The sequence below is a fragment of the Micromonospora sp. NPDC049230 genome, from assembly GCF_040647875.1.
Lineage (GTDB): Bacteria > Actinomycetota > Actinomycetes > Mycobacteriales > Micromonosporaceae > Micromonospora.
Genome location: NZ_JBEZCZ010000010.1, coordinates 42,028 through 60,252, shown reverse-complemented (window position 1 = coordinate 60,252; position 18,225 = coordinate 42,028). Strand labels below are relative to the sequence as shown.

16 protein-coding genes are annotated in these 18,225 nt (G+C 70.1%); 10 read left to right on the top strand and 6 right to left on the bottom strand.

The annotated features are described in order from the left end of the window. Nucleotides 1-49: 49 nt before the first annotated feature. Nucleotides 50-514: a hypothetical protein gene (locus tag AB0A95_RS11795; RefSeq protein ID WP_357555652.1), complete on the bottom strand. Its 465-nt coding sequence runs from the start codon at nucleotides 512-514 to the stop codon at nucleotides 50-52. Nucleotides 515-1,347: 833 nt separating this feature from the next. Here AB0A95_RS11795 and AB0A95_RS11790 point away from each other — a divergent pair. The 3 genes from AB0A95_RS11790 to AB0A95_RS11780 all read left to right on the top strand — a co-directional run bounded on the left by AB0A95_RS11790 (nucleotide 1,348) and on the right by AB0A95_RS11780 (nucleotide 4,080). Beyond that, entirely contained in the window at nucleotides 1,348-2,484 is a 1,137-nt protein-coding gene (locus tag AB0A95_RS11790; RefSeq protein ID WP_357555748.1) for a S8 family serine peptidase, read from the top strand. Between the two features lie 277 nt (nucleotides 2,485-2,761). Then, nucleotides 2,762-3,430 (top strand): nucleoside triphosphate pyrophosphatase, encoded by a 669-nt coding sequence (locus AB0A95_RS11785; RefSeq protein ID WP_357555651.1) that lies wholly within the window; start codon nucleotides 2,762-2,764, stop codon nucleotides 3,428-3,430. Further along, the gene (locus tag AB0A95_RS11780) at nucleotides 3,427-4,080 is read left to right on the top strand and encodes an O-methyltransferase (RefSeq protein ID WP_357555650.1); all 654 of its coding nucleotides are present in this window, start codon (nucleotides 3,427-3,429) and stop codon (nucleotides 4,078-4,080) included. Before AB0A95_RS11785 ends, AB0A95_RS11780 begins: the two co-directional genes overlap by 4 nt. 157 nt (nucleotides 4,081-4,237) lie before the next feature. On the opposite strand, the gene AB0A95_RS11775 is transcribed toward AB0A95_RS11780, so the two are convergent. The 3 genes from AB0A95_RS11775 to AB0A95_RS11765 all read right to left on the bottom strand — a co-directional run bounded on the left by AB0A95_RS11775 (nucleotide 4,238) and on the right by AB0A95_RS11765 (nucleotide 6,765). After that, the gene (locus tag AB0A95_RS11775) at nucleotides 4,238-4,993 is read right to left on the bottom strand and encodes an ABC transporter permease (RefSeq protein ID WP_357076433.1); all 756 of its coding nucleotides are present in this window, start codon (nucleotides 4,991-4,993) and stop codon (nucleotides 4,238-4,240) included. A 41-nt stretch (nucleotides 4,994-5,034) separates the two neighbouring features. Then, a complete protein-coding gene (locus AB0A95_RS11770) occupies nucleotides 5,035-5,994 on the bottom strand; it encodes an ATP-binding cassette domain-containing protein (RefSeq protein ID WP_357555649.1) in 960 nt (319 codons plus the stop codon). 156 nt (nucleotides 5,995-6,150) lie between these two features. After that, nucleotides 6,151-6,765: a PadR family transcriptional regulator gene (locus tag AB0A95_RS11765; protein WP_357555747.1), complete on the bottom strand. Its 615-nt coding sequence runs from the start codon at nucleotides 6,763-6,765 to the stop codon at nucleotides 6,151-6,153. Between the two features lie 140 nt (nucleotides 6,766-6,905). Here AB0A95_RS11765 and AB0A95_RS11760 point away from each other — a divergent pair, with 140 nt between their 5' ends. After that, complete coding sequence (locus tag AB0A95_RS11760; RefSeq protein WP_357555648.1) at nucleotides 6,906-8,654, top strand: biotin carboxylase N-terminal domain-containing protein; 1,749 nt, start codon at nucleotides 6,906-6,908, stop codon at nucleotides 8,652-8,654. An 89-nt stretch (nucleotides 8,655-8,743) separates the two neighbouring features. Then, nucleotides 8,744-10,183 carry a GuaB1 family IMP dehydrogenase-related protein gene (locus AB0A95_RS11755; protein WP_357555647.1) on the top strand — a complete coding sequence of 480 codons (1,440 nt, stop codon included), beginning with the start codon at nucleotides 8,744-8,746 and terminating at the stop codon, nucleotides 10,181-10,183. 98 nt (nucleotides 10,184-10,281) lie between these two features. On the opposite strand, the gene AB0A95_RS11750 is transcribed toward AB0A95_RS11755, so the two are convergent. After that, on the bottom strand, nucleotides 10,282-10,878 hold the full coding sequence (locus AB0A95_RS11750) for a TetR/AcrR family transcriptional regulator (protein ID WP_357555646.1): 597 nt from the start codon (nucleotides 10,876-10,878) through the stop codon (nucleotides 10,282-10,284). 81 nt (nucleotides 10,879-10,959) lie between these two features. Between AB0A95_RS11750 and AB0A95_RS11745 the strand changes: the two genes are divergently transcribed. The 4 genes from AB0A95_RS11745 (at nucleotide 10,960) to AB0A95_RS11730 (ending at nucleotide 15,776) form a co-directional block, all read left to right on the top strand. Further along, nucleotides 10,960-11,406 (top strand): DoxX family membrane protein, encoded by a 447-nt coding sequence (locus tag AB0A95_RS11745; protein ID WP_357555645.1) that lies wholly within the window; start codon nucleotides 10,960-10,962, stop codon nucleotides 11,404-11,406. A gap of 25 nt (nucleotides 11,407-11,431) precedes the next feature. Then, complete coding sequence (locus tag AB0A95_RS11740) at nucleotides 11,432-11,914, top strand: MarR family transcriptional regulator (protein WP_357555644.1); 483 nt, start codon at nucleotides 11,432-11,434, stop codon at nucleotides 11,912-11,914. Next, nucleotides 11,908-13,641 carry an ABC transporter ATP-binding protein gene (locus tag AB0A95_RS11735; protein ID WP_357555643.1) on the top strand — a complete coding sequence of 578 codons (1,734 nt, stop codon included), beginning with the start codon at nucleotides 11,908-11,910 and terminating at the stop codon, nucleotides 13,639-13,641. Before AB0A95_RS11740 ends, AB0A95_RS11735 begins: the two co-directional genes overlap by 7 nt. A 212-nt stretch (nucleotides 13,642-13,853) precedes the next feature. Then, nucleotides 13,854-15,776: an ABC transporter ATP-binding protein gene (locus AB0A95_RS11730; RefSeq protein WP_357555746.1), complete on the top strand. Its 1,923-nt coding sequence runs from the start codon at nucleotides 13,854-13,856 to the stop codon at nucleotides 15,774-15,776. Nucleotides 15,777-15,838: 62 nt separating this feature from the next. On the opposite strand, the gene thrS is transcribed toward AB0A95_RS11730, so the two are convergent. Continuing rightward, nucleotides 15,839-17,071, bottom strand: a complete 1,233-nt coding sequence (thrS, locus tag AB0A95_RS11725) for a threonine--tRNA ligase (protein ID WP_357555745.1) — start codon at nucleotides 17,069-17,071, stop codon at nucleotides 15,839-15,841. Nucleotides 17,072-17,577: 506 nt separating this feature from the next. On the opposite strand from thrS, the gene AB0A95_RS11720 reads away from it, so the two are divergent. Continuing rightward, nucleotides 17,578-18,195 carry a DedA family protein gene (locus AB0A95_RS11720; RefSeq protein ID WP_357555642.1) on the top strand — a complete coding sequence of 206 codons (618 nt, stop codon included), beginning with the start codon at nucleotides 17,578-17,580 and terminating at the stop codon, nucleotides 18,193-18,195. The last annotated feature ends 30 nt before the right edge of the window (nucleotides 18,196-18,225 follow it).

Genomic DNA, 18,225 nt, shown 5'->3' with positions numbered 1-18,225 from the left:
CGGCCTCACCGACTGGCACCTCATGGACGTCAACAGCATGTGGGCCTGCCTACAGGACCACGACACCACCAACCACTGGAAGCAGGTCGCCGGCTGGCGCAAGGTCTGCGACCTCGCGCAAACCCACCTCAGGCGCCTCCAGGAATACCGGCGCGGGCTCGCCGAGGCATGGCCCCCCGAGACCAGTGCCGCCTCCAGCACGTACCTGGCCGAGCTCGACGAGCTGATCGACAAGGTCCAGCGCACCCACAACGCCGCCGCCGCGAACTACACCGCGCTCGCCGCCGCCACCCAGGCCATCGGCACCACCCGCGCCGCGCTCCGCAAGATCCACGAGGAGTACGCGACCAAGTCCCAACAAAAGCAGGCGTACGAGTCGATGGCCGCCGACCCGAAAGCGATAATGGGCAACCGGATCGCCGAGGCACCTGTTACTGACGCGGATCTGGAACGACTGAATACTCAGGCACGGACGGCCATGTTCAACCTCAGCGGGGAACTCCAACAAGCCCAAGCAACCCTCCAAAAACCACCAGCAGCACCAAGGAGCACGCGGCAGCCGGACGATCCGGATGTGTATAGCGGTTATCAAGCACCCGTGATTCCGCCCATCGTGCCGGTGCCGATATCCGCTCCCTCTGCGACTCAGCGGCCGAGCGCAAGCGCTGAGCGGGTGGGTCCGGTACCCGTAGTGCCGGGCGTGGGCCCGGTTCTCGGAGGAGTCACAGCGGGAGTCTCTCCCCCACCGACTGCTACCGCCACTCCCCCGATTCAGACATCAGCAACAGTCGGCCTGCCGGCCGCCGGGCCTGGCCCCACACCTGGGTTTGCCCCTGTCCCTAACCTAGGCTCGCCAACAGCACCCGCCTTGCGGCCGGGCCAGCCAGGGCCACTCCCAACGCCAGTCAATGGCGGCGCTGATGGCAGCGCAACGCGATCCGCGCCGCCCGCCCGCCCGGCCCCTTCTGCAGGAGGATTGATCGGAGGTGTCCCAGGATTGAGTACAGGTCAACCCACAGGTAACGCCGGCACCCCCAGAAGGGTCAATCCGGTCGGCGGCGTCATTGGAGGCGGCGGTGCAGGGACAGCGCCCAGTGGTTCAGCAGGAAGCCGACCAGGCGGGGGGCGCAGCATCAATGGAAGCTCAGGCGGTTTCCCGATCGGCGGTGCGCCCAGCTTGCAAGCGAGCGCGGGTCGCCCAGGAATGCGGTCAGAGCCTGAACAGAAATTTCATCGATGGGATCCGGATAACCCTTGGGAAACCGACAAAGGCGTACCTCCGGTGGTACAGCCTCCGGACCGGGATGATCCAATCGATCCTGGCCCCGCAATCGGTTTTAGCAGGTGATCGGGCAGCTCCTGGCGGGAGCCCTTAGGGTAGCGCTGGTCGGACTAACACTGCCTGCGAGCATTGCCACTCCATCACAAGATGGGGACCTTATACGAGGCGACCAATGGCATCTTCCATTCCTTCACATTGATGCAGTACACCTGATTAGCCAAGGGGAAGGGGTGATCGTCGCGGTACCAGACACCGGAGTCGACGCCCACCCTGATCTACGCGTGAATCTGCTCGACGGCACAGACGTCATTTCCGGAGGAAGCGGCGATGGACGCCGAGATCGAGATAGTCATGGAACCTCGATGGCGGGCCTGATTGCCGCGCATGGAAAGGAAAATAAACAGGGCGCTCTTGGCATCGCCCCTGAGGCGAAGATTCTTCCAATCCTTGACACCCCGCCGGGCGGCATAGGCGATCCGGATGCACTCGCCTCCGGTGTAGAATTCGCAATTGCGAAAGGTGCTGACGTTATTAGCATCTCAGCGGTTGCGGGTGCCAGCGTGCGCCTTCAGCAAGCAATTAAGGCCGCTCAGGATGCTGACATCTTAGTGATAGCCGCAGCGGGTAATCGACCCTCCGACACCGGCGTGCGTTATCCAGCCAGCGAAGAAGGCGTGATCGCCGTTGGCGGCATCGGTCGTGATGGACTGCACGCCGCCGTCTCGGTGACCGGGTCGAAGATCGACGTCGTAGCTCCCGCTGTTGACATCTACAGCACCAGCTACGACGGAAAGTACTCGAAGGGCACTGGCACATCGAGCGCCACGGCGATCGTGGCGGGGGCGGCGGCGTTGATCCGGTCCAAGTACCCGTACCTGCCGGCGCGGGAGGTGGCGCACCGGCTCACGGCGACGGCTGTCGATAAGGGCCCGCCTGGGCGTGACGACGAGTACGGCTACGGCGTGATCGATCTTGTGGCAGCGCTGACGGCGGACGTACCGCCGCTGGGGTTTGAATCTGTGAGCGCGCCGGCCGATGCTGGCCCGACAACGTTTGGTGCTCAACCGGGTGATGACGGCGACGGCGCGACGGCGCGTGGCCTGGTCACCCTTGGCGTGATCTTGGCTGCGGGGGTCGGATGGGCGGTGGTGGCACGGCGGCGTCGGCGCGGCGATGATCCGCCACCCAGGATTAGTCGCTGATTGGCCCACGGCGCGGCGGTCGACTCGGGTTCCTGCAAGTCGCGGTGTCCGGGGCGGTAGAACACCGCAGTTTCAAGAAACCCGAGTCGATCACGCTCGGCACCGCGCCGGGCACCGCGCTCGGCACCGCGCCGGGCACCGCGCTCGGCACCGCGCCGGGCACCGCGCTCGGCACCGCGTGCACCGGATGGGCAAACCGGCGGGCGGGCAGACCGGCGAGCGGCGCGGTCGCGTGGTGGAGGCGTTGTGCGGGTGGTTAGCCGGTAACGTCGGGTGGGTGTCTGAGACCCTGCCGCTCCGCCTTGTGCTCGCCTCGGCGAGCCCCGCCCGTCGCAAGTTGCTCCAGGCTGCTGGGATTGAGCCAGATGTGCTGGTCAGCGGGGTGGACGAGTCGTTGGTGGTGACCGAGCGGGCCGAGGAGTTGTGCCTGGAGTTGGCGCGCCTCAAGGCGCAGGCGGTGTTGACCCGGCTGAGCCCTGGCGCCGACCAGCGGACGTTGGTGATCGGGTGTGACTCCGTGCTCGCGTTCGACGGGGAGATCCTTGGCAAGCCGGCGGACCCGGCGGATGCCACCGGGCGTTGGCTGCGGATGCGGGGGCGCAGCGGTGTCCTGCACAGCGGGCACTGCCTGATCGACGTTGCCGCCGGGCGGCGCGCGGAGGCGGTCGCTTCGACCACTGTCCACTTCGCCGATATCAGCGACGACGAGATCGCCGCGTACGTGGCAAGTGGCGAGCCGCTGGCGGTGGCTGGCGCGTTCACCATCGACGGGTTGGGTGGGCCGTTCGTGGAGCGGATCGAGGGTGACCCGGGGACTGTGGTCGGCTTGTCGATGCCGCTGCTGCGCCGCCTCCTCGCCGAGTTGGATCTGCGGATCACCGACCTGTGGACGAAGGTCGCGCCGGGCGGCCAATCGGTCGAGCCAGTCGGTAACGTCCGGTCATGACCACCAAATCGATCCCGCTCACCGACGAACTGCACGCGTACCTGGTTTCGCACGGCTCCCCGCCGGACGAGATCATTGTGGACCTGGCCGAGGAGACCCGGTCGGTGCTGCCGGAGCATGCCACCATGCAGGTGGCACCGGAGCAGGCAGCCTTTCTGACGTTTCTGACGCGGCTGCTCGACGTACGGCAGGCCGTCGAGATCGGCACGTTCACCGGGCTCTCATCGTTGGCGATCGCCCGCGGGTTGCCCGAGGGCGGGCGGCTGACCTGCTTCGACATCTCCGAGGAGTTCACCGGCATCGCCCGGCGTTACTGGGAGCGGGCCGGCGTGCAGGACCGGATCGAGCTGCGCATCGGCCCGGCCGGGGAGACGTTGCGGGAGTTGCCGCACGAGCGCTACCTGGACTTTGCGTTCATCGACGCCGACAAGACGGGCTACCCGGTCTACTGGGCCGAGTTGGTGCCCCGGATGCGGCCCGGTGGCGTGATCGCTGTCGACAACGTCCTGCGCGGCGGACGGATCGTGGCGCCGCAGAACGAGGGCGACCGGGCGATCGCCGCCTTCAATGATGAGGTGTTGGCCGACGTACGGGTGGATGCGGTGATGTTGCCGATCGCGGACGGCCTCACCCTCGCCCGGGTGCGTTGACCGGCAACACCCGCCGGCCGTTTTGATCCACTCGGGTTCTTGAAAGTCGCGGCATCCCAGGCGGCAGGACACCGCGACTTTCAGGAAAGCGAGTCGATCACGCCGGACCGGGCGCCGAACGCGCCAGACCGGGCGTCGGTCACGCCGGCAGGTCCGGTCAGCGGACGCTGCGGGCGAACTGGCGGGCGGCCCAGTAGACGCCGAGCGCGGCGAGCACCGCGGTGATGCTGAGGCCCTGCCAGACCTTGTCGCTGGCCAGGTCGCCGGCGAACAGCGCACGGGTGCCGTCGACCGCCCAGGAGAACGGGTTCCAGTTGGCGATGCCCTGCAACCAGCCGGGGGCGAAGGTGAGCGGCAGCAGGATGCCGGACAGCAGCAGCACCGGCTGCGCCACGGTGTTCATCAGGGGGGCCAGCGCGTCCTCGCTCTTGACCTTGAGAGCGACGCCGTAGGAGACGGCCGAGGTCATGAGGGCGATCAGGGCGAGCATCAGGTACGCCAGCAGCAGGTCCCCGATGAACACCCGCAGGTCGAACAGGAGTGCCAGCAGGGTGATGATGATCGCCTGCACGACGAGCGACACGACGTCACGCAGCGAGCGACCGAGCAGCAGGGCGAGCCGGCTGATCGGGGTGACCCGGGAGCGTTCGATGACGCCGGCGCGCAGTTCGGCGATCAGGCCGAAGCCCTGGAACAGCCCGCCAAAGATCGCCAACAGCACCAACAGACCGGGTACGAAGATCTTGTAGGCGGCGGCCTGGGTGGGCGCGTTCAGTGCCGGCTTGAGCAGCGGGGCGAAGAGCAGCAGGTACATGACCGGCTGGAACACGCCGACGAAGACCCAGACCGGGTTGCGCAGCAGGAGTTGCGTCTGGCGCTGGAAGATCAGCCAGGTGTCACGGGCGAATTTCATGAGTCGTCTCCGGTGGTCAGGACTCGCGCAGCGAGCGGTGGTCAGGACTCGCGCAGCGAGCGGCCGGTCTTGGTGAGGAAGACGTCGTCCAGGCTGGGTCGGTGCAGCTCGATCGAGCGCAGCTCCAGCCCGGCCTGGTCGAGCCTGCGCAGCACCTGCGGGATGGCGGTGGCGCCCTCGTCGACGTAGAGGCGCAGCCCGCCCTCGTCGATGGCCTCCAGCTTGTTGACGTAGGGCTCGCCGTCGAGCACCTGGATGGCCTGCGGGGTCGCGGCCAGGTCGAGACCGACAAGCACGACGTCGCCGGAGATCTCGCGCTTGAGTTCGGCTGGGGTGCCCTCGGCCACCACCTCGCCGTTGTCCATGATCGCGATCCGGTCGCAGAGCGCGTCGGCCTCGTCCAGGTAGTGCGTGGTGATGAAGACGGTCATCCCGTCGCTGCGGAGCCGCCGGATCTCGTCCCACATGTGGGCGCGGCTCTGCGGGTCGAGGCCGGTGGTCGGCTCGTCCAGGAAGACGATCTTCGGCTCGTGGATGATGCCGAGTGCGATCTCGACCCGTCGGCGTTGACCTCCCGAGTAGGTCTTGCACTTGCGGTCCGCGTACTCGGTGAGCTGGAAAGCGTCCAGCGCGCGGACCGCGCGCCGCTGCGCGTCGGCCTTGCTGATGCCATACATGCGGGCGTGCAGCACCAGCTCGTCGCGGGCGGTGGACTCGTCCCAGGTGCTGCCGCCCTGCGGGACGTAGCCGATCCGCCGGCGCACCTCGGCCGGGTCCTTGCGCAGGTCGGCACCGGCGATGGTGGCGTCACCGCCGTCCGGCTCGATGAGCGTGGCGAGCATCCGCAGCGTGGTGGTCTTGCCAGCGCCGTTCGGGCCGAGGAAGCCGAAGATCTCGCCTTCGGCGACCTCCAGGTTGACGCCACGCACGGCGTCCACCGTCTTCGTCTCTCGACCCGCGCGGGAGCGGAACGACTTCCGCAGCCCCCTGGTCTCGATCATTTCTGCTCCTGGTCGTTCGGGCCGGCGGGGCCGGCCGTCGAGTGTCGTTCGGGCCGGCCGCGCGCCGGCCGTCGAGTGGGACGAACGCCGGACGGCGCACTCCCCCGCTGTGCCGCCAGCAGGCTAACGCGATATAACTCTTGTAGTCAACGTTGATTATTCCGCTTGCGTTGGTGGCGCCGACTCCCGGCGCTCCTTCCACCCCGACCAACCCTCGACGTTCTCCAGCTCAGCGGGCAGGTACGACACGCCGGAGTCGATCCGCTCGGCGATCCGCTCGCACCACCCCATCTCCGCCTCCGCCCGCGCCGCCCACAGCTCGAACATCCAGCCCACGTGCACCGGCTTGCGGTTACGCACCCAGTCCGACTCGAGGGAGGCCCGCATCGACTCGACACCGGCACGCAGCAGATTGGCCCGATTGCGCAGGGCCGCGGCGGCCTCGGCACGCGGCATGGCCGGCAGGAAGGAGAAGGCCACCGCGAAGGGGTCCGCGGGCTCGACAAGGTTCCACCAGAGGTTGCGCAGCATCGTCTCGAACTCGTCCTCGCCCTTGACCGTCACCTCGTAGGTGGTCCGGGCCGGTCGGGCGCCGACCTGCTCGGTGGCGACGGCCCGGAGCAGCCCCTCCTCGGTGAGCTTGCGCAGGGCGTGATAGATCGAACCGGGCTGCACGTTCGCCCACTTGTCGGCACTCCAGCTCAACAGCTCGCGGCGCACGTCGTAGCCGTGCACGGGCTGCATCCACCGCACCAGACCGAGGATCATCATTCGAGTCGCAGACACCCAGCAAGCGTAATAGCCAAGTTTGACTATGATGAGTGCCGCATTCCACACTGAGCGATCGTTAGGGTCAGCGGGGCGGCCGATACACTCCCCGTCAGTAACCTGCCCGGGGAGGAGCTACGAAGGTGCGCAAGGTACTCATCGCCAACCGCGGCGAGATCGCCGTCCGGGTGATCCGTGCGTGCCGCGACGCCGGCCTGGGCAGCGTCGCCGTGTACGCGGACTCCGACCGCGAGGCCCTGCACACCACCCTCGCGGACGAGGCGTACGCGCTCGGCGGGGACAGCGCGACCGAGACCTACCTGCGCATCGACAAGCTGCTCGACGTGGCCGCCCGTGCCGGCGCGGACGCCGTACACCCGGGTTATGGCTTTCTCAGCGAGAACGCCGACTTCGCCCAGGCGGTCATCGACGCCGGGCTGACCTGGATCGGCCCCACCCCGCAGGCGATCCGTGACCTGGGCGACAAGGTCACCGCCCGGCACATCGCGCAGCGCGCCGGCGCGCCGCTGGTGCCCGGCACCCCGGACCCGGTGGCCAGCCCGGACGAGGTGATGGCGTTCGCCGTCGACCACGGCCTGCCGGTCGCCATCAAGGCCGCCTTCGGCGGCGGCGGGCGCGGCCTCAAGGTCGCCCGGACGATGGAGGAGATCCCCCAGCTCTTCGAGTCGGCCACCCGGGAGGCGGTCGCCGCGTTCGGCCGGGGCGAGTGCTTCGTCGAGCGTTACCTGGACCAGCCCCGCCACGTCGAGGCGCAGGTCCTCGCCGACCAGCACGGCAACGTGATCGTGGTCGGCACGCGGGACTGCTCGTTGCAGCGCCGACACCAGAAGCTCGTGGAGGAGGCACCCGCGCCGTTCCTCACCGACGCCCAGCGGGCCCAGATCCACGACAGCGCCAAGGCGATCTGCCGCGAGGCCGGCTACCACGGTGCCGGCACCGTCGAATACCTGGTCGGCAAGGACGGCACCATCTCCTTCCTGGAGGTCAACACCCGACTCCAGGTCGAGCACCCGGTCACCGAGGAGACCGCCGGCATCGACCTGGTGCGCGAGCAGTTCCGGATCGCCGACGGCGCGAAGCTGCGGAGCACCGAGGACCCGACGCCGCGCGGGCACTCGATCGAGTTCCGGATCAACGGCGAGGACCCGGGCCGCAACTTCCTGCCCGCCCCGGGCACTGTCACCGCGCTGCGACTGCCCACCGGGCCGGGTGTGCGGGTGGACACCGGCATCTCGGCCGGCGACGTGATCGGCGGCAACTTCGACTCGCTGCTGGCCAAGCTGATCATCACCGGTGAGACACGGGCCGAGGCCCTGGAGCGCGCCCGCCGGGCCCTGGACGAGATGATCGTCGACGGGATGGCGACCGCCCTGCCGTTCCACCGGCTGGTCGTGCGGGACAAGGCGTTCACCGCCGAACCGTTCACCGTGCACACCCGCTGGATCGAGACGGAGTTCCACAACACGGTGCCGCCGTTCGCCGCCGCCGGCGCCGCCGAGGCGCCGGCGGAACGCGAGACCGTCGTGGTCGAGGTTGGCGGCAAGCGCCTGGAGGTCAGCCTCCCCGCCGGCTTCGGCGGGAGTACGACCACCGCGGCACCCGCCTCCCGTAAGCCGGCTCGACGCGGCGGGGCGGCCAAGGCGGGCGCGCCGGTCAGCGGTGACGCGCTCACCTCGCCCATGCAGGGCACCATCGTCAAGATCGCGGTAGCGGACGGCGACACCGTGGCCGAGGGGGACCTGGTGGTGGTGCTGGAGGCGATGAAGATGGAGCAGCCGCTGCACGCCCACAGGGCGGGCACGGTCAGCGGGCTCACCGCCGAGGTCGGCGCGGTGCTCACCGCCGGTGCCCCCATCTGCACCATCGCCTGACGGGCCCTTCCGGAGGGCTGGGCGCGCGGCGGGAGTGGTTTGCGGCACCGGACCCGGCAGCGGCGGCCGGAAGCGGGAATGATGGTCCGGTGCGGTTCCTTCACGGCGCGGCCCCCGCGCACGACCTGACCTATACCGACGTCTTCATGGCGCCGGCCCGTTCCGACCTGGGTTCCCGGCTCGACGTCGACCTGTCCACCGGTGACGGCACCGGCACCACCATCCCGTTGGTGGTGTCGAACATGACGGCGGTCGCCGGCCGGCGGATGGCCGAGACGGTGGCTCGGCGCGGCGCGATCGCCGTGATCCCGCAGGACATCCCGATCGAGGTCGTGGCGAACGTCGTCGCCTGGGTGAAACAACGGCACCTGGTCTACGACACGCCGATCACCCTGGGCCCGACCGAGACCGTGGGTGACGCCATCCACCTGCTGCCCAAGCGCTCGCACGCGGCGGTGATCGTGGTCGACGACGCCGGTCGGCCGATGGGCGTGGTCACCGAGGCGGACACCACGGGCGTGGACCGGTTCGCCCAACTGCGGCACGTGATGTCCACCGAGTTGCACACCGTCCCGGCGGACGCGGACCCGCGTACCGGCTTCGACCTGCTCTCCGCGGGCCGGCGCCGACTCGCTCCGGTGGTGGACGCCGACGGTCGGCTGGTCGGGGTGCTGACCCGCCAGGGCGCGCTACGCGCCACCCTCTACACGCCGGCCGTGGACGACCGGGGCCGGCTGCGCATCGCTGCGGCCGTCGGCATCAACGGAGACGTGACCGGCAAGGCCGCCGCGCTGTTGGAGGCGGGGGTGGACACGCTGGTCGTGGACACCGCGCACGGCCACCAGGCGCGGATGATCTCCGCGCTCCAGGCGGTCCGCAAGCTGGACCCGGGGGTGCCCGTGGCGGCCGGCAACGTGGTCACCGCCGAGGGGGTACGCGACCTGGTCGAGGCGGGTGCCGACATCATCAAGGTCGGCGTCGGGCCGGGCGCGATGTGCACCACCCGGATGATGACCGGTGTGGGTCGGCCGCAGTTCTCCGCAGTCCTCGACTGCGCGACAGCGGCCCGGCAACTGGGCCGGCACGTCTGGGCCGACGGCGGGGTGCGGCACCCCCGCGACGTGGCGCTGGCGCTCGCCGCCGGCGCGTCGAACGTGATGATCGGCTCATGGTTCGCCGGCACCTACGAGTCCCCCGGTGACCTCTACACCGAGCCGGACGGCCGGCGGTACAAGGAGAGCTTCGGGATGGCCTCGGCTCGGGCGGTCAGCGCCCGCACCGCCGACGACAGCCCGTACGACCGGGCCCGCAAGGCGGTGTTCGAGGAGGGCATCTCCTCGGCCCGGATGTACCTGGACCCGGCCCGCCCCGGTGTCGAGGACCTGATCGACGAGATCATCGCCGGGGTACGCAGCGCCTTCACCTACGCCGGCGCACGAAACCTGACGCAGTTCCACGAACAAGCGATAGTGGGCGTCCAAAGTGCCGCCGGCTTCACCGAAGGAATGCCCCTACCCACAAGCTGGTAACCCCCCACTCCCCCCACCCCGCCCCGGTCCCCCTCCCACCCCGTTGATCATGGGGTTATCGCCATCCGCATCGGCGTGTCGTGGCAATAACCTCATGATCAACGGGCCGGGGGCGGGGAGGGGGGCGGGGTGTTAGTAGGTGGGGGGCGGCTTAGTACCGCTCGGGCTGCTTCGCGTGGGTTGTCGCCGACGCGGGCTGGCAGTGCGCCCGCCAGCCAGAGGGTGGCGAAGCCGTGGGCTATCGACCAGGCCGCGAGCGAGTCCCGGTCGGGATCGGCGGGCGCGCCGCCGGTGGACAGCGCCACCACCCCGGAGCGGAGCGCGGCGCTGGCGCGGCCCCGCGCGGCGATCACCTCGGCGTCGTCGGCCCGGTAGAGCTCGGGCCGGAACATCACCTCGAAGTACGCCCGGTGCGTGACAGCGAAGTCGACGTACGCCACACCCGCCTCCAAGAGATCGTCACCCGTCGCGGTCAGCGTCTGCGCCAACCGGTCGAAGCCCTCGGCGGCGAGGGCGGTGAGCAGGCCCGCCTTGTCGCCGAAGTGGTGTGCGGGCGCGGCGTGGGAGACGCCGGCACGACGGGCCAGGTCGCGCAGGCTCAGCGCGGCGGGCCCTACCTCCTCGATGGCCACCACGGCCGCGGCGAGGAGTGCGCGGCGTAGGTCGCCGTGGTGGTACGCGCGCGTCTCGGTCATGCCCGAATCCTATCTTGCCATTGACAAGATGCCACTCCGGCGCGCAATCTTGCCACTGACAAGTTACCGAGGAGGATTTCGATGGCACCCCTGATCGCCCTACTGATCGGCACCGCGCTCGCCCGCCTGGCCGGTCTGGCCGGCATTTCCGCACTGGACGGCTGGCACCCCGCACTCCGGGTCGGGTTGGCCCTGCTGTTCGTGGTGACAGGTCTCGCGCACTTCGTCGGTCAGCGCCGCGCCGACCTGATCGCCATGGTCCCGCCACGTCTACCCCGCCCGGCCCTGCTGGTGACCCTCACCGGCATCCTCGAACTCGTCGGCGCCGCCGGGCTGCTGATCCCGGCGACCGCGCGACTGGCCGCGGCCGGGCTCGGCCTGCTCATGCTCGCGATGTTCCCGGCCAACGTCTCGGCCGCCCGCCGGAGGCTGACCCTGGGCGGACGTCCGGTCACCCCGCTCGGGCCGCGCACCGTCCTGCAGATCGTGTTCGTGACCACTGCCGCGGTAATTTCGTTTGGCCCCTGACTATCAGGGAGCTAATCTGCTCCCCGTGGAACTCGTCACTCTCCAGGATGTGCCGCTGGCCCGGCTGCTGGTGGTGGCCGGACACCTGGTCGGGCAACGGTGGAACCGCTACCTCGCCGAGGAGCACGGCCTCACCCAAGCCGGCATGGTCACCCTGATGACGCTCGCCAGACACGGCGAGCTGCCGCACCGGGAGGTCGCCGAGAAGGGCTTCGTCCGGCCGGCGACCCTGACCGGCATCGTGGACACGCTGGTCCGCGACGGGCTCGTCGAACGGCAGCGCGACGACAGTGACCGACGCAGCGTACGCATCGTCCTCACCCCCGCCGGGCGGGAGCGAGCGGCCACGCTCAGCACGCTGATGCACGCCGGACGCCCACTCACCTCGGTCGACAGCGACCCGGCGAAGGCACAGGTGATCCGCGAGTTCCTGCTAGAGGTCATCGGCAGCGGGGACGACCCGCGGATGACCGGCCGCCCTACCGAGCAGAAGGACCCGGCGTGCTGATCCGACTGTTGCGCAACCAACTGCGCACCTACCAACGACCGTTGCTGGCTGTGGTGCTGCTCCAGTTCGTGGGCACCATGGCCTCGCTCTACCTGCCCAGCCTCAATGCCGACATCATCGACAAGGGCGTGGCCCGGGGCGACACCGACTACATCGTGCACACCGGCGGGTGGATGCTGTTGGTCAGCCTGGTCCAGATCGTCTGTTCGATCGCCGCGGTCTACCTGGGCGCGCGGGTCGCGATGGGCTTCGGCCGAGACGTCCGGGCCAACCTGTTCGGCCACGTCAACCGCTTCTCCGCCCGCGAGGTGGCCCGGTTCGGGGCACCGTCGCTGATCACCCGCAACACCAACGACGTGCAACAGGTGCAGATGCTCGTCCTGATGAGCTGCACCATGCTGGTCGCCGCGCCGATCATGAGCGTCGGCGGCGTGGTGATGGCGCTGCGCGAGGATGTCGGGCTCTCCTGGCTGATGCTGGTCAGCGTGCCGGTCCTGGCCATCACGCTCGGCGCGATCATCCGTCGGATGGTGCCGGGCTTCCGGCTGATGCAGACCCGCATCGACACTGTCAACCGGGTGCTGCGCGAGCAGATCACCGGCATTCGGGTGGTCCGCGCGTTCGTCCGCGAGCCGTACGAGACGGACCGCTTCGGCGTGGCCAACGCCGACCTGACCGCCACCGCGCTGCGGACCGGCCGGCTGCTGGCGCTGATCTTCCCGGTGGTCATGCTGGTGCTGAACGTCTCCAGCGTGGCGGTGCTCTGGTTCGGCGCGCAGCGGGTGGACGCCAACGAGATCCAGATCGGCGCGCTCACCGCCTTCCTGCAATATCTGATGCAGATCCTGATGGCCGTGATGATGGCCACCTTCATGCTGATGATGGTGCCTCGGGCCGCGGTCTGCGCCGAGCGCATCGTCGAGGTGCTGGACACCGACTCCTCGGTGGTCCCCGCCGCGGCACCGGTCAGCGAGCTGACCACCCGGGCCGAGTTGGAGCTGCGCGGGGTGCGCTTCCAGTACCCGGGCGCGGTCGAGCCGGTGCTGCGGGACATCTCCTTCCGGGCCACCCCGGGCACCACCACGGCGATCATCGGCAGCACCGGCGCCGGCAAGACGACACTGCTGTCGCTGATTCCCCGCCTGGTCGACGTCACCGCCGGCGCGGTACTTGTCGACGGGGTGGACGTGCGTGAGCTGGCGCCCGACGAGCTGTGGCGGCGGATCGGCCTGGTGCCGCAGCGGCCTTACCTGTTCACCGGGACCGTCGCCAGCAACCTGCGCTACGGCAACCCGGACGCCACAGACGAGGAGCTGTGGGCGGCGTTGGAGATCGCCCAGGCCCGGGACTTCGTGGCCCAGATGCCCGGCGGCCTGGAGGCACCGATCGCGCAGGGCGGCACCACCGTCTCCGGTGGACAGCGGCAACGCCTGGCCATCGCGCGGGCGCTGGTCCGGCAGCCGGAGATCTACCTCTTCGACGACTCGTTCTCGGCGCTCGACCTGGGCACCGACGCGCGGCTGCGGGCGGCACTGCGGCCGGTCACCGCGCAGTCCGCGGTGATCATCGTGGCCCAGCGGGTCTCCACGATCATCGACGCCGACCAGATCATCGTTCTGGAGAACGGAGGGGTCGTCGGAGTGGGACGACACGCGGACCTGTTGGAGACCTGCCCGACGTACGCCGAGATCGTGGCGTCCCAGCAGACCACGGAGGTGGCGGCATGAGCGAGCGCGACGAGCCGCGCGCGGCCGTACCCAGTCAGAAGCCAGCCGCCGACGGACGGACGCCGGGAGGCGACGCGCCGCAGGACGGAGCCGCGCCGCAGGGCGGAGCCGCGCCGCAGGGCGGAGCCGCGCCGCAGGACGGTGGGGAGGCGACGCCGAAGCGGCTGCCGCCCGGCCGTCCGGGCGGCGGCCCACCGTGGATGAGCGCCGGGATGCCCGCCGAGAAGTCGATGAACTTCGGGCCGTCTGCCCGGCGGTTGCTCGGCCGGCTGCGCCCGCACCGGCTGCACCTGGCCGCGATCATCACGTTGGCCGTGGTCAGCGTCGGGTTCAGCGTGGCCGGGCCGAAGATCCTCGGCCACGCCACCGACCTGATCTTCACCGGGGTGATCGGCCGGGACCTACCTGCCGGCACCACCGCCGAGCAGGCCGTCGCCGCGGCCCGGGCCAGCGGCAACAACAGCTTCGCCGACATGCTGGCCCGGATGGACGTGGTGCCCGGTGTGGGCATCGACTTCACCGCCCTGGGGCGGGTGCTGCTGCTGGCGCTCGGGCTCTACCTGGCCGCGAGCGTGCTGTCCTGGTGGCAGGGCTGGCTACTCAACGGGGTGGTCCAGCGCACCGTGCTGCGGCTGCGCGCCGAGGTGGAGGAGAAGCTCAACCGACTGCCGCTGCCGTACTTCGACAGGCAGCCGCGCGGCGAGCTGCTCAGCCGGGTCACCAACGACATCGACAACATCTCGACAAGCCTCCAGCAGACGCTGAGCCAGCTGCTCACCTCGCTGTTGACAGTCGTCGGCGTGCTGGCCGTGATGTTCTGGATCTCACCGCTGCTGGCCCTGGTGGCTCTGGTCGCCGTGCCGCTGTCGGTGCTCGTCACCCAGCGCATCGCCAAGCGCTCGCAGAAGCAGTTCATCGCCCAGTGGACGCACACCGGCGAGTTGAACGGCCAGATCGAGGAGGCGTACACCGGCCATGAGCTGGTGAAGGTCTTCGGCCGGCAGCGTGAGGTGGAAGCCGCGTTCCACGCGAAGAACGAGGAGTTGTTCCGGGCGAGCTTCGGGGCGCAGTTCATCTCCGGGATCATCATGCCGTCGATGATGTTCATCGGAAACCTGAGCTACGTGGCGATCGCCGTGGTCGGCGGGCTGCGGGTCGCCTCCGGGGCGATGAGTCTCGGTGACGTGCAGGCGTTCATCCAGTACTCCCGTCAGTTCACCCAGCCACTCACCCAGCTCGCCTCGATGGCCAACCTGCTCCAGTCCGGGGTGGCGTCGGCCGAGCGGGTGTTCGCGGTGCTCGACGCCGACGAGCAGACCCCCGACCCGGTCCAGCCGGCCCGGGTGGCCGACCCGCACGGGCGGGTCGAGTTCGAGCACGTCTCATTCCGCTACGAGCCGGACAAGCCGCTGATCGACGACCTGTCGCTGATCGCCGAGCCGGGGCACACGGTGGCGATCGTCGGCCCGACCGGCGCCGGCAAGACCACACTCGTCAACCTGGTCATGCGGTTCTACGAGCTGGACGCCGGCCGGATCACGCTCGACGGGGTGGACATCACCACGATGCGCCGCGACGACCTGCGCGGTCGGATCGGCATGGTGCTCCAGGACACCTGGCTCTTCGGCGGCACCATCCGCGACAACATCGCCTACGGGCGACCGGACGCGACCGAGGAGGAGATCCTCGCCGCGGCCCGGGCGACCTTCGTGGACCGGTTCGTGCGCAGCCTGCCGGACGGCTACGACACGGTCATCGACGAGGAGGGCAGCAACGTCAGCGCCGGTGAGAAGCAGCTCATCACCATCGCCCGCGCGTTCCTCGCCGAGCCGTCGCTGCTGATCCTGGACGAGGCCACCAGCTCGGTGGACACCCGCACCGAGGTGCTGCTGCAACGGGCGATGGCCGCGCTGCGTTCGGACCGGACCAGCTTCGTCATCGCGCACCGGCTGTCCACCATCCGCGACGCCGACCTGATCCTGATGATGGAGGACGGTCGGATCGTCGAGCAGGGCACCCACGAGCAGTTGCTCGCCGCCCACGGCGCGTACCACCGGCTCTACCGCTCCCAGTTCACCGGCGCCGTCGCCGACGAGGAAGCGGCCGATCCGGCCGCCCAGCCCGCGGCGGTCTGAGGGGGTGGGTCGCCGTGCGCGCCACGCGACCGACGGCGACCCACCCCAGCTCGGCGGGTGGGTCAGCCGGCGGGAAGCAGCTCGGCGGCGCGCGCGGCGACCTGCCCGCCGATCAGGGCGAGCGCCGCGTCCGCGGGCATCGGATCCAGGGACCGGCCGCCGCGCAGGCGCAGCGCGAGGCGCCCGTCGGCCGCCTCCCGGGCACCCAACACCCCGAGGTACGGGACACGGCGGCGGGCCGCGTCCCGGATCCGGGCGCCCAGCGAGCCGGCGACGTCCACCTCGACCCGTAGGCCGGCGTCGACGGCCCGCCGGGCCAGGTCGGCCGCTGCGGCGGCCTGCCCGTCGTCGACCGGCAGCAGCACCAGTTGGACAGGCGCGTACCAGGCCGGGAAGGCGCCCTCGTGCACCTCGATGAGGTACGCGAAAAGCCGCTCCATGCTGCCGACCAGGCTGCGGTGCACCATGACCGGTCGACGCCGGCTGCCGTCCGAGTCGGTGTACGACAGGTCGAACCGTTCCGGCTTGTCGAAGTCCAGCTGGATGGTGGAGATGGTCGACTCCCGGCCGGCGGCGTCGACGATCTGAATGTCGATCTTCGGGCCGTAGAAGGCCGCCTCCCCCGGCGCCTCGACGTACTCCACCCCGGCCAGCGCGCCCCGGAGCAGGTCCTCCGCGCGGGCCCACTGCGCGTCGTCGCCGACGTACTTCTCGCCCGGTCCACGCAGCGACAGCCGGAACCCCGCCGGGCGGACGCCGAGCGCGGCGTGCACGGCACGGATCAGTCGGAGGATCTCGACGACCTCCCCGCCCACCTGCTCGGGGGCGCAGAAGGTGTGCGCGTCGTTGAGCGAGATGGCGCGTACCCGGGACAACCCGCCGAGCACCCCGGAACGCTCCGAGCGGTACATCCCGCCCAACTCCGCGATCCGCAGCGGCAGCTCGCGATAGGAGCGGCCCCGTGCCCGGAAGACCAGGGCGTGATGTGGGCAGAGCGCCGGCCGGAGCACGAACTCGTCGTCCGCGCTCAGCCGCATCGGCGGGAACATGTCGTCGGCGAAGTAGCCGAGGTGCCCGGAGATGTCGAACAGTTCGCGTTTGCCCAGCGGGGGCGAGTAGACGTGCTGGTGGCCGGAGCGGCGTTCCAGCTCCCGGACGTACTCCTCGACGGCGTGCCGGGCGGCGGCGCCGGCCGGCAGCCAGATCGGCAGGCCGGCGCCGGCCAGCGGATCGGAGACGAAGAGGTCCAGCTCGCGGCCGAGCCTGCGGTGGTCGATCATGTCGGACTCCTGGATCGGGGACGACCCGGAGGCGACCTGGGCTCCGTTCGGCGCGCGGCCCTCCGGGGCGGATCGCCCCGGGGCCTGGTCGACGGTGGTTACGTCAGAGCGGCGCGCCGGGGATTCCCGGCGTCGTGGTCACCACTACCGCACTGCGCATACCGCGACCGTACTCGCCGGACGACCGGGGGCGCACCCGGATTTGTGGCGGCGAGGGAGGAGGTGGGCCGCCGGCGCGGGACCCGCCGGCGGCCCTCGCGGCCCGATTCGTCAGGAACGGGGGACCCGACGGGCGTGGGCCGCGCCCGTCAAAGGTACGCCGACGTACGCCGATCCGCCGACCGGCCCGGGACGGGGTGGGACGGGCACCGGACCCGTCACCCGAGACTGGTTCGCCTCGTTGTATTCGGGTGGGTCCTGTCGTGTCGACCGTCACGACGGGCCGGGCCTGTTCACCGTGACGCCGAACACGCCGTCAGGCTCAGGGCACCCAATCGGCCGCATTCGGCGAGGTGGCAGGCGTGCCCGAACTACTGACTGACGTCGCATCGCCGACGTGGGCGTACCTGGTGCTGCTCGCTCTGCTGATCGCGGACGCCTTCGTCCCGGTGATCCCCACCCAGGTCGTCATGATCACCAGTGGTGCGCTCACCGTCTACGGCGGGCTCAACCTGCCGGTCACCATCGCCGTCGGCGCACTCGGCGTCTTCGCCGGCGACCTGGCCTGCTACCTGCTCGGACGGAACGCACCGGACCGGCGGGCACCCCGGCACGCCGAGCTGAGCCGAGCCCGTCGGGTGGCCAGTCGGGTCACCAAGGGGCTCCGCCAACCAGGGCCGATGGTCATCCTGCTCTGCCGGTTCGTGCCCGGCGGCCGGATGGCGGCCTGCTTCTCGGCTGGCCGCAGTCGCTACCCGTACCGGCTGTTCGTGCTCTACGAGGCCGTCGCCGCGCTGGGCTGGGCCACCTACGGCGCGTTGGTCGGGCACCTCGGCGGCACCGCGCTCACCGAGTCGGCGTGGCGGCTGGCCATCATCGCCACCGCCGCCGCCGTCGGGTTCGCCGCGGCTGGCTGGGCGATGACGCTTGTCAGCGCCCGCCACGCCCGCACCGCCGGAACCGACATACCGCTCGACTGAACCCACAGGAATCCAAGATTGTCGCCACCG

Coding starts and splice junctions, on each gene's coding strand:
- AB0A95_RS11730 (WP_357555746.1), top strand. CDS start 13,854: ATGCCCGCCGAGAAGTCGATGAACTTCGGGCCGTCTGCCCGGCGGTTG.
- AB0A95_RS11780 (WP_357555650.1), top strand. CDS start 3,427: ATGACCACCAAATCGATCCCGCTCACCGACGAACTGCACGCGTACCTG.
- AB0A95_RS11745 (WP_357555645.1), top strand. CDS start 10,960: ATGGCACCCCTGATCGCCCTACTGATCGGCACCGCGCTCGCCCGCCTG.
- AB0A95_RS11770 (WP_357555649.1), bottom strand. CDS start 5,994: ATGATCGAGACCAGGGGGCTGCGGAAGTCGTTCCGCTCCCGCGCGGGT.
- AB0A95_RS11775 (WP_357076433.1), bottom strand. CDS start 4,993: ATGAAATTCGCCCGTGACACCTGGCTGATCTTCCAGCGCCAGACGCAA.
- AB0A95_RS11750 (WP_357555646.1), bottom strand. CDS start 10,878: ATGACCGAGACGCGCGCGTACCACCACGGCGACCTACGCCGCGCACTC.
- AB0A95_RS11765 (WP_357555747.1), bottom strand. CDS start 6,765: ATGATGATCCTCGGTCTGGTGCGGTGGATGCAGCCCGTGCACGGCTAC.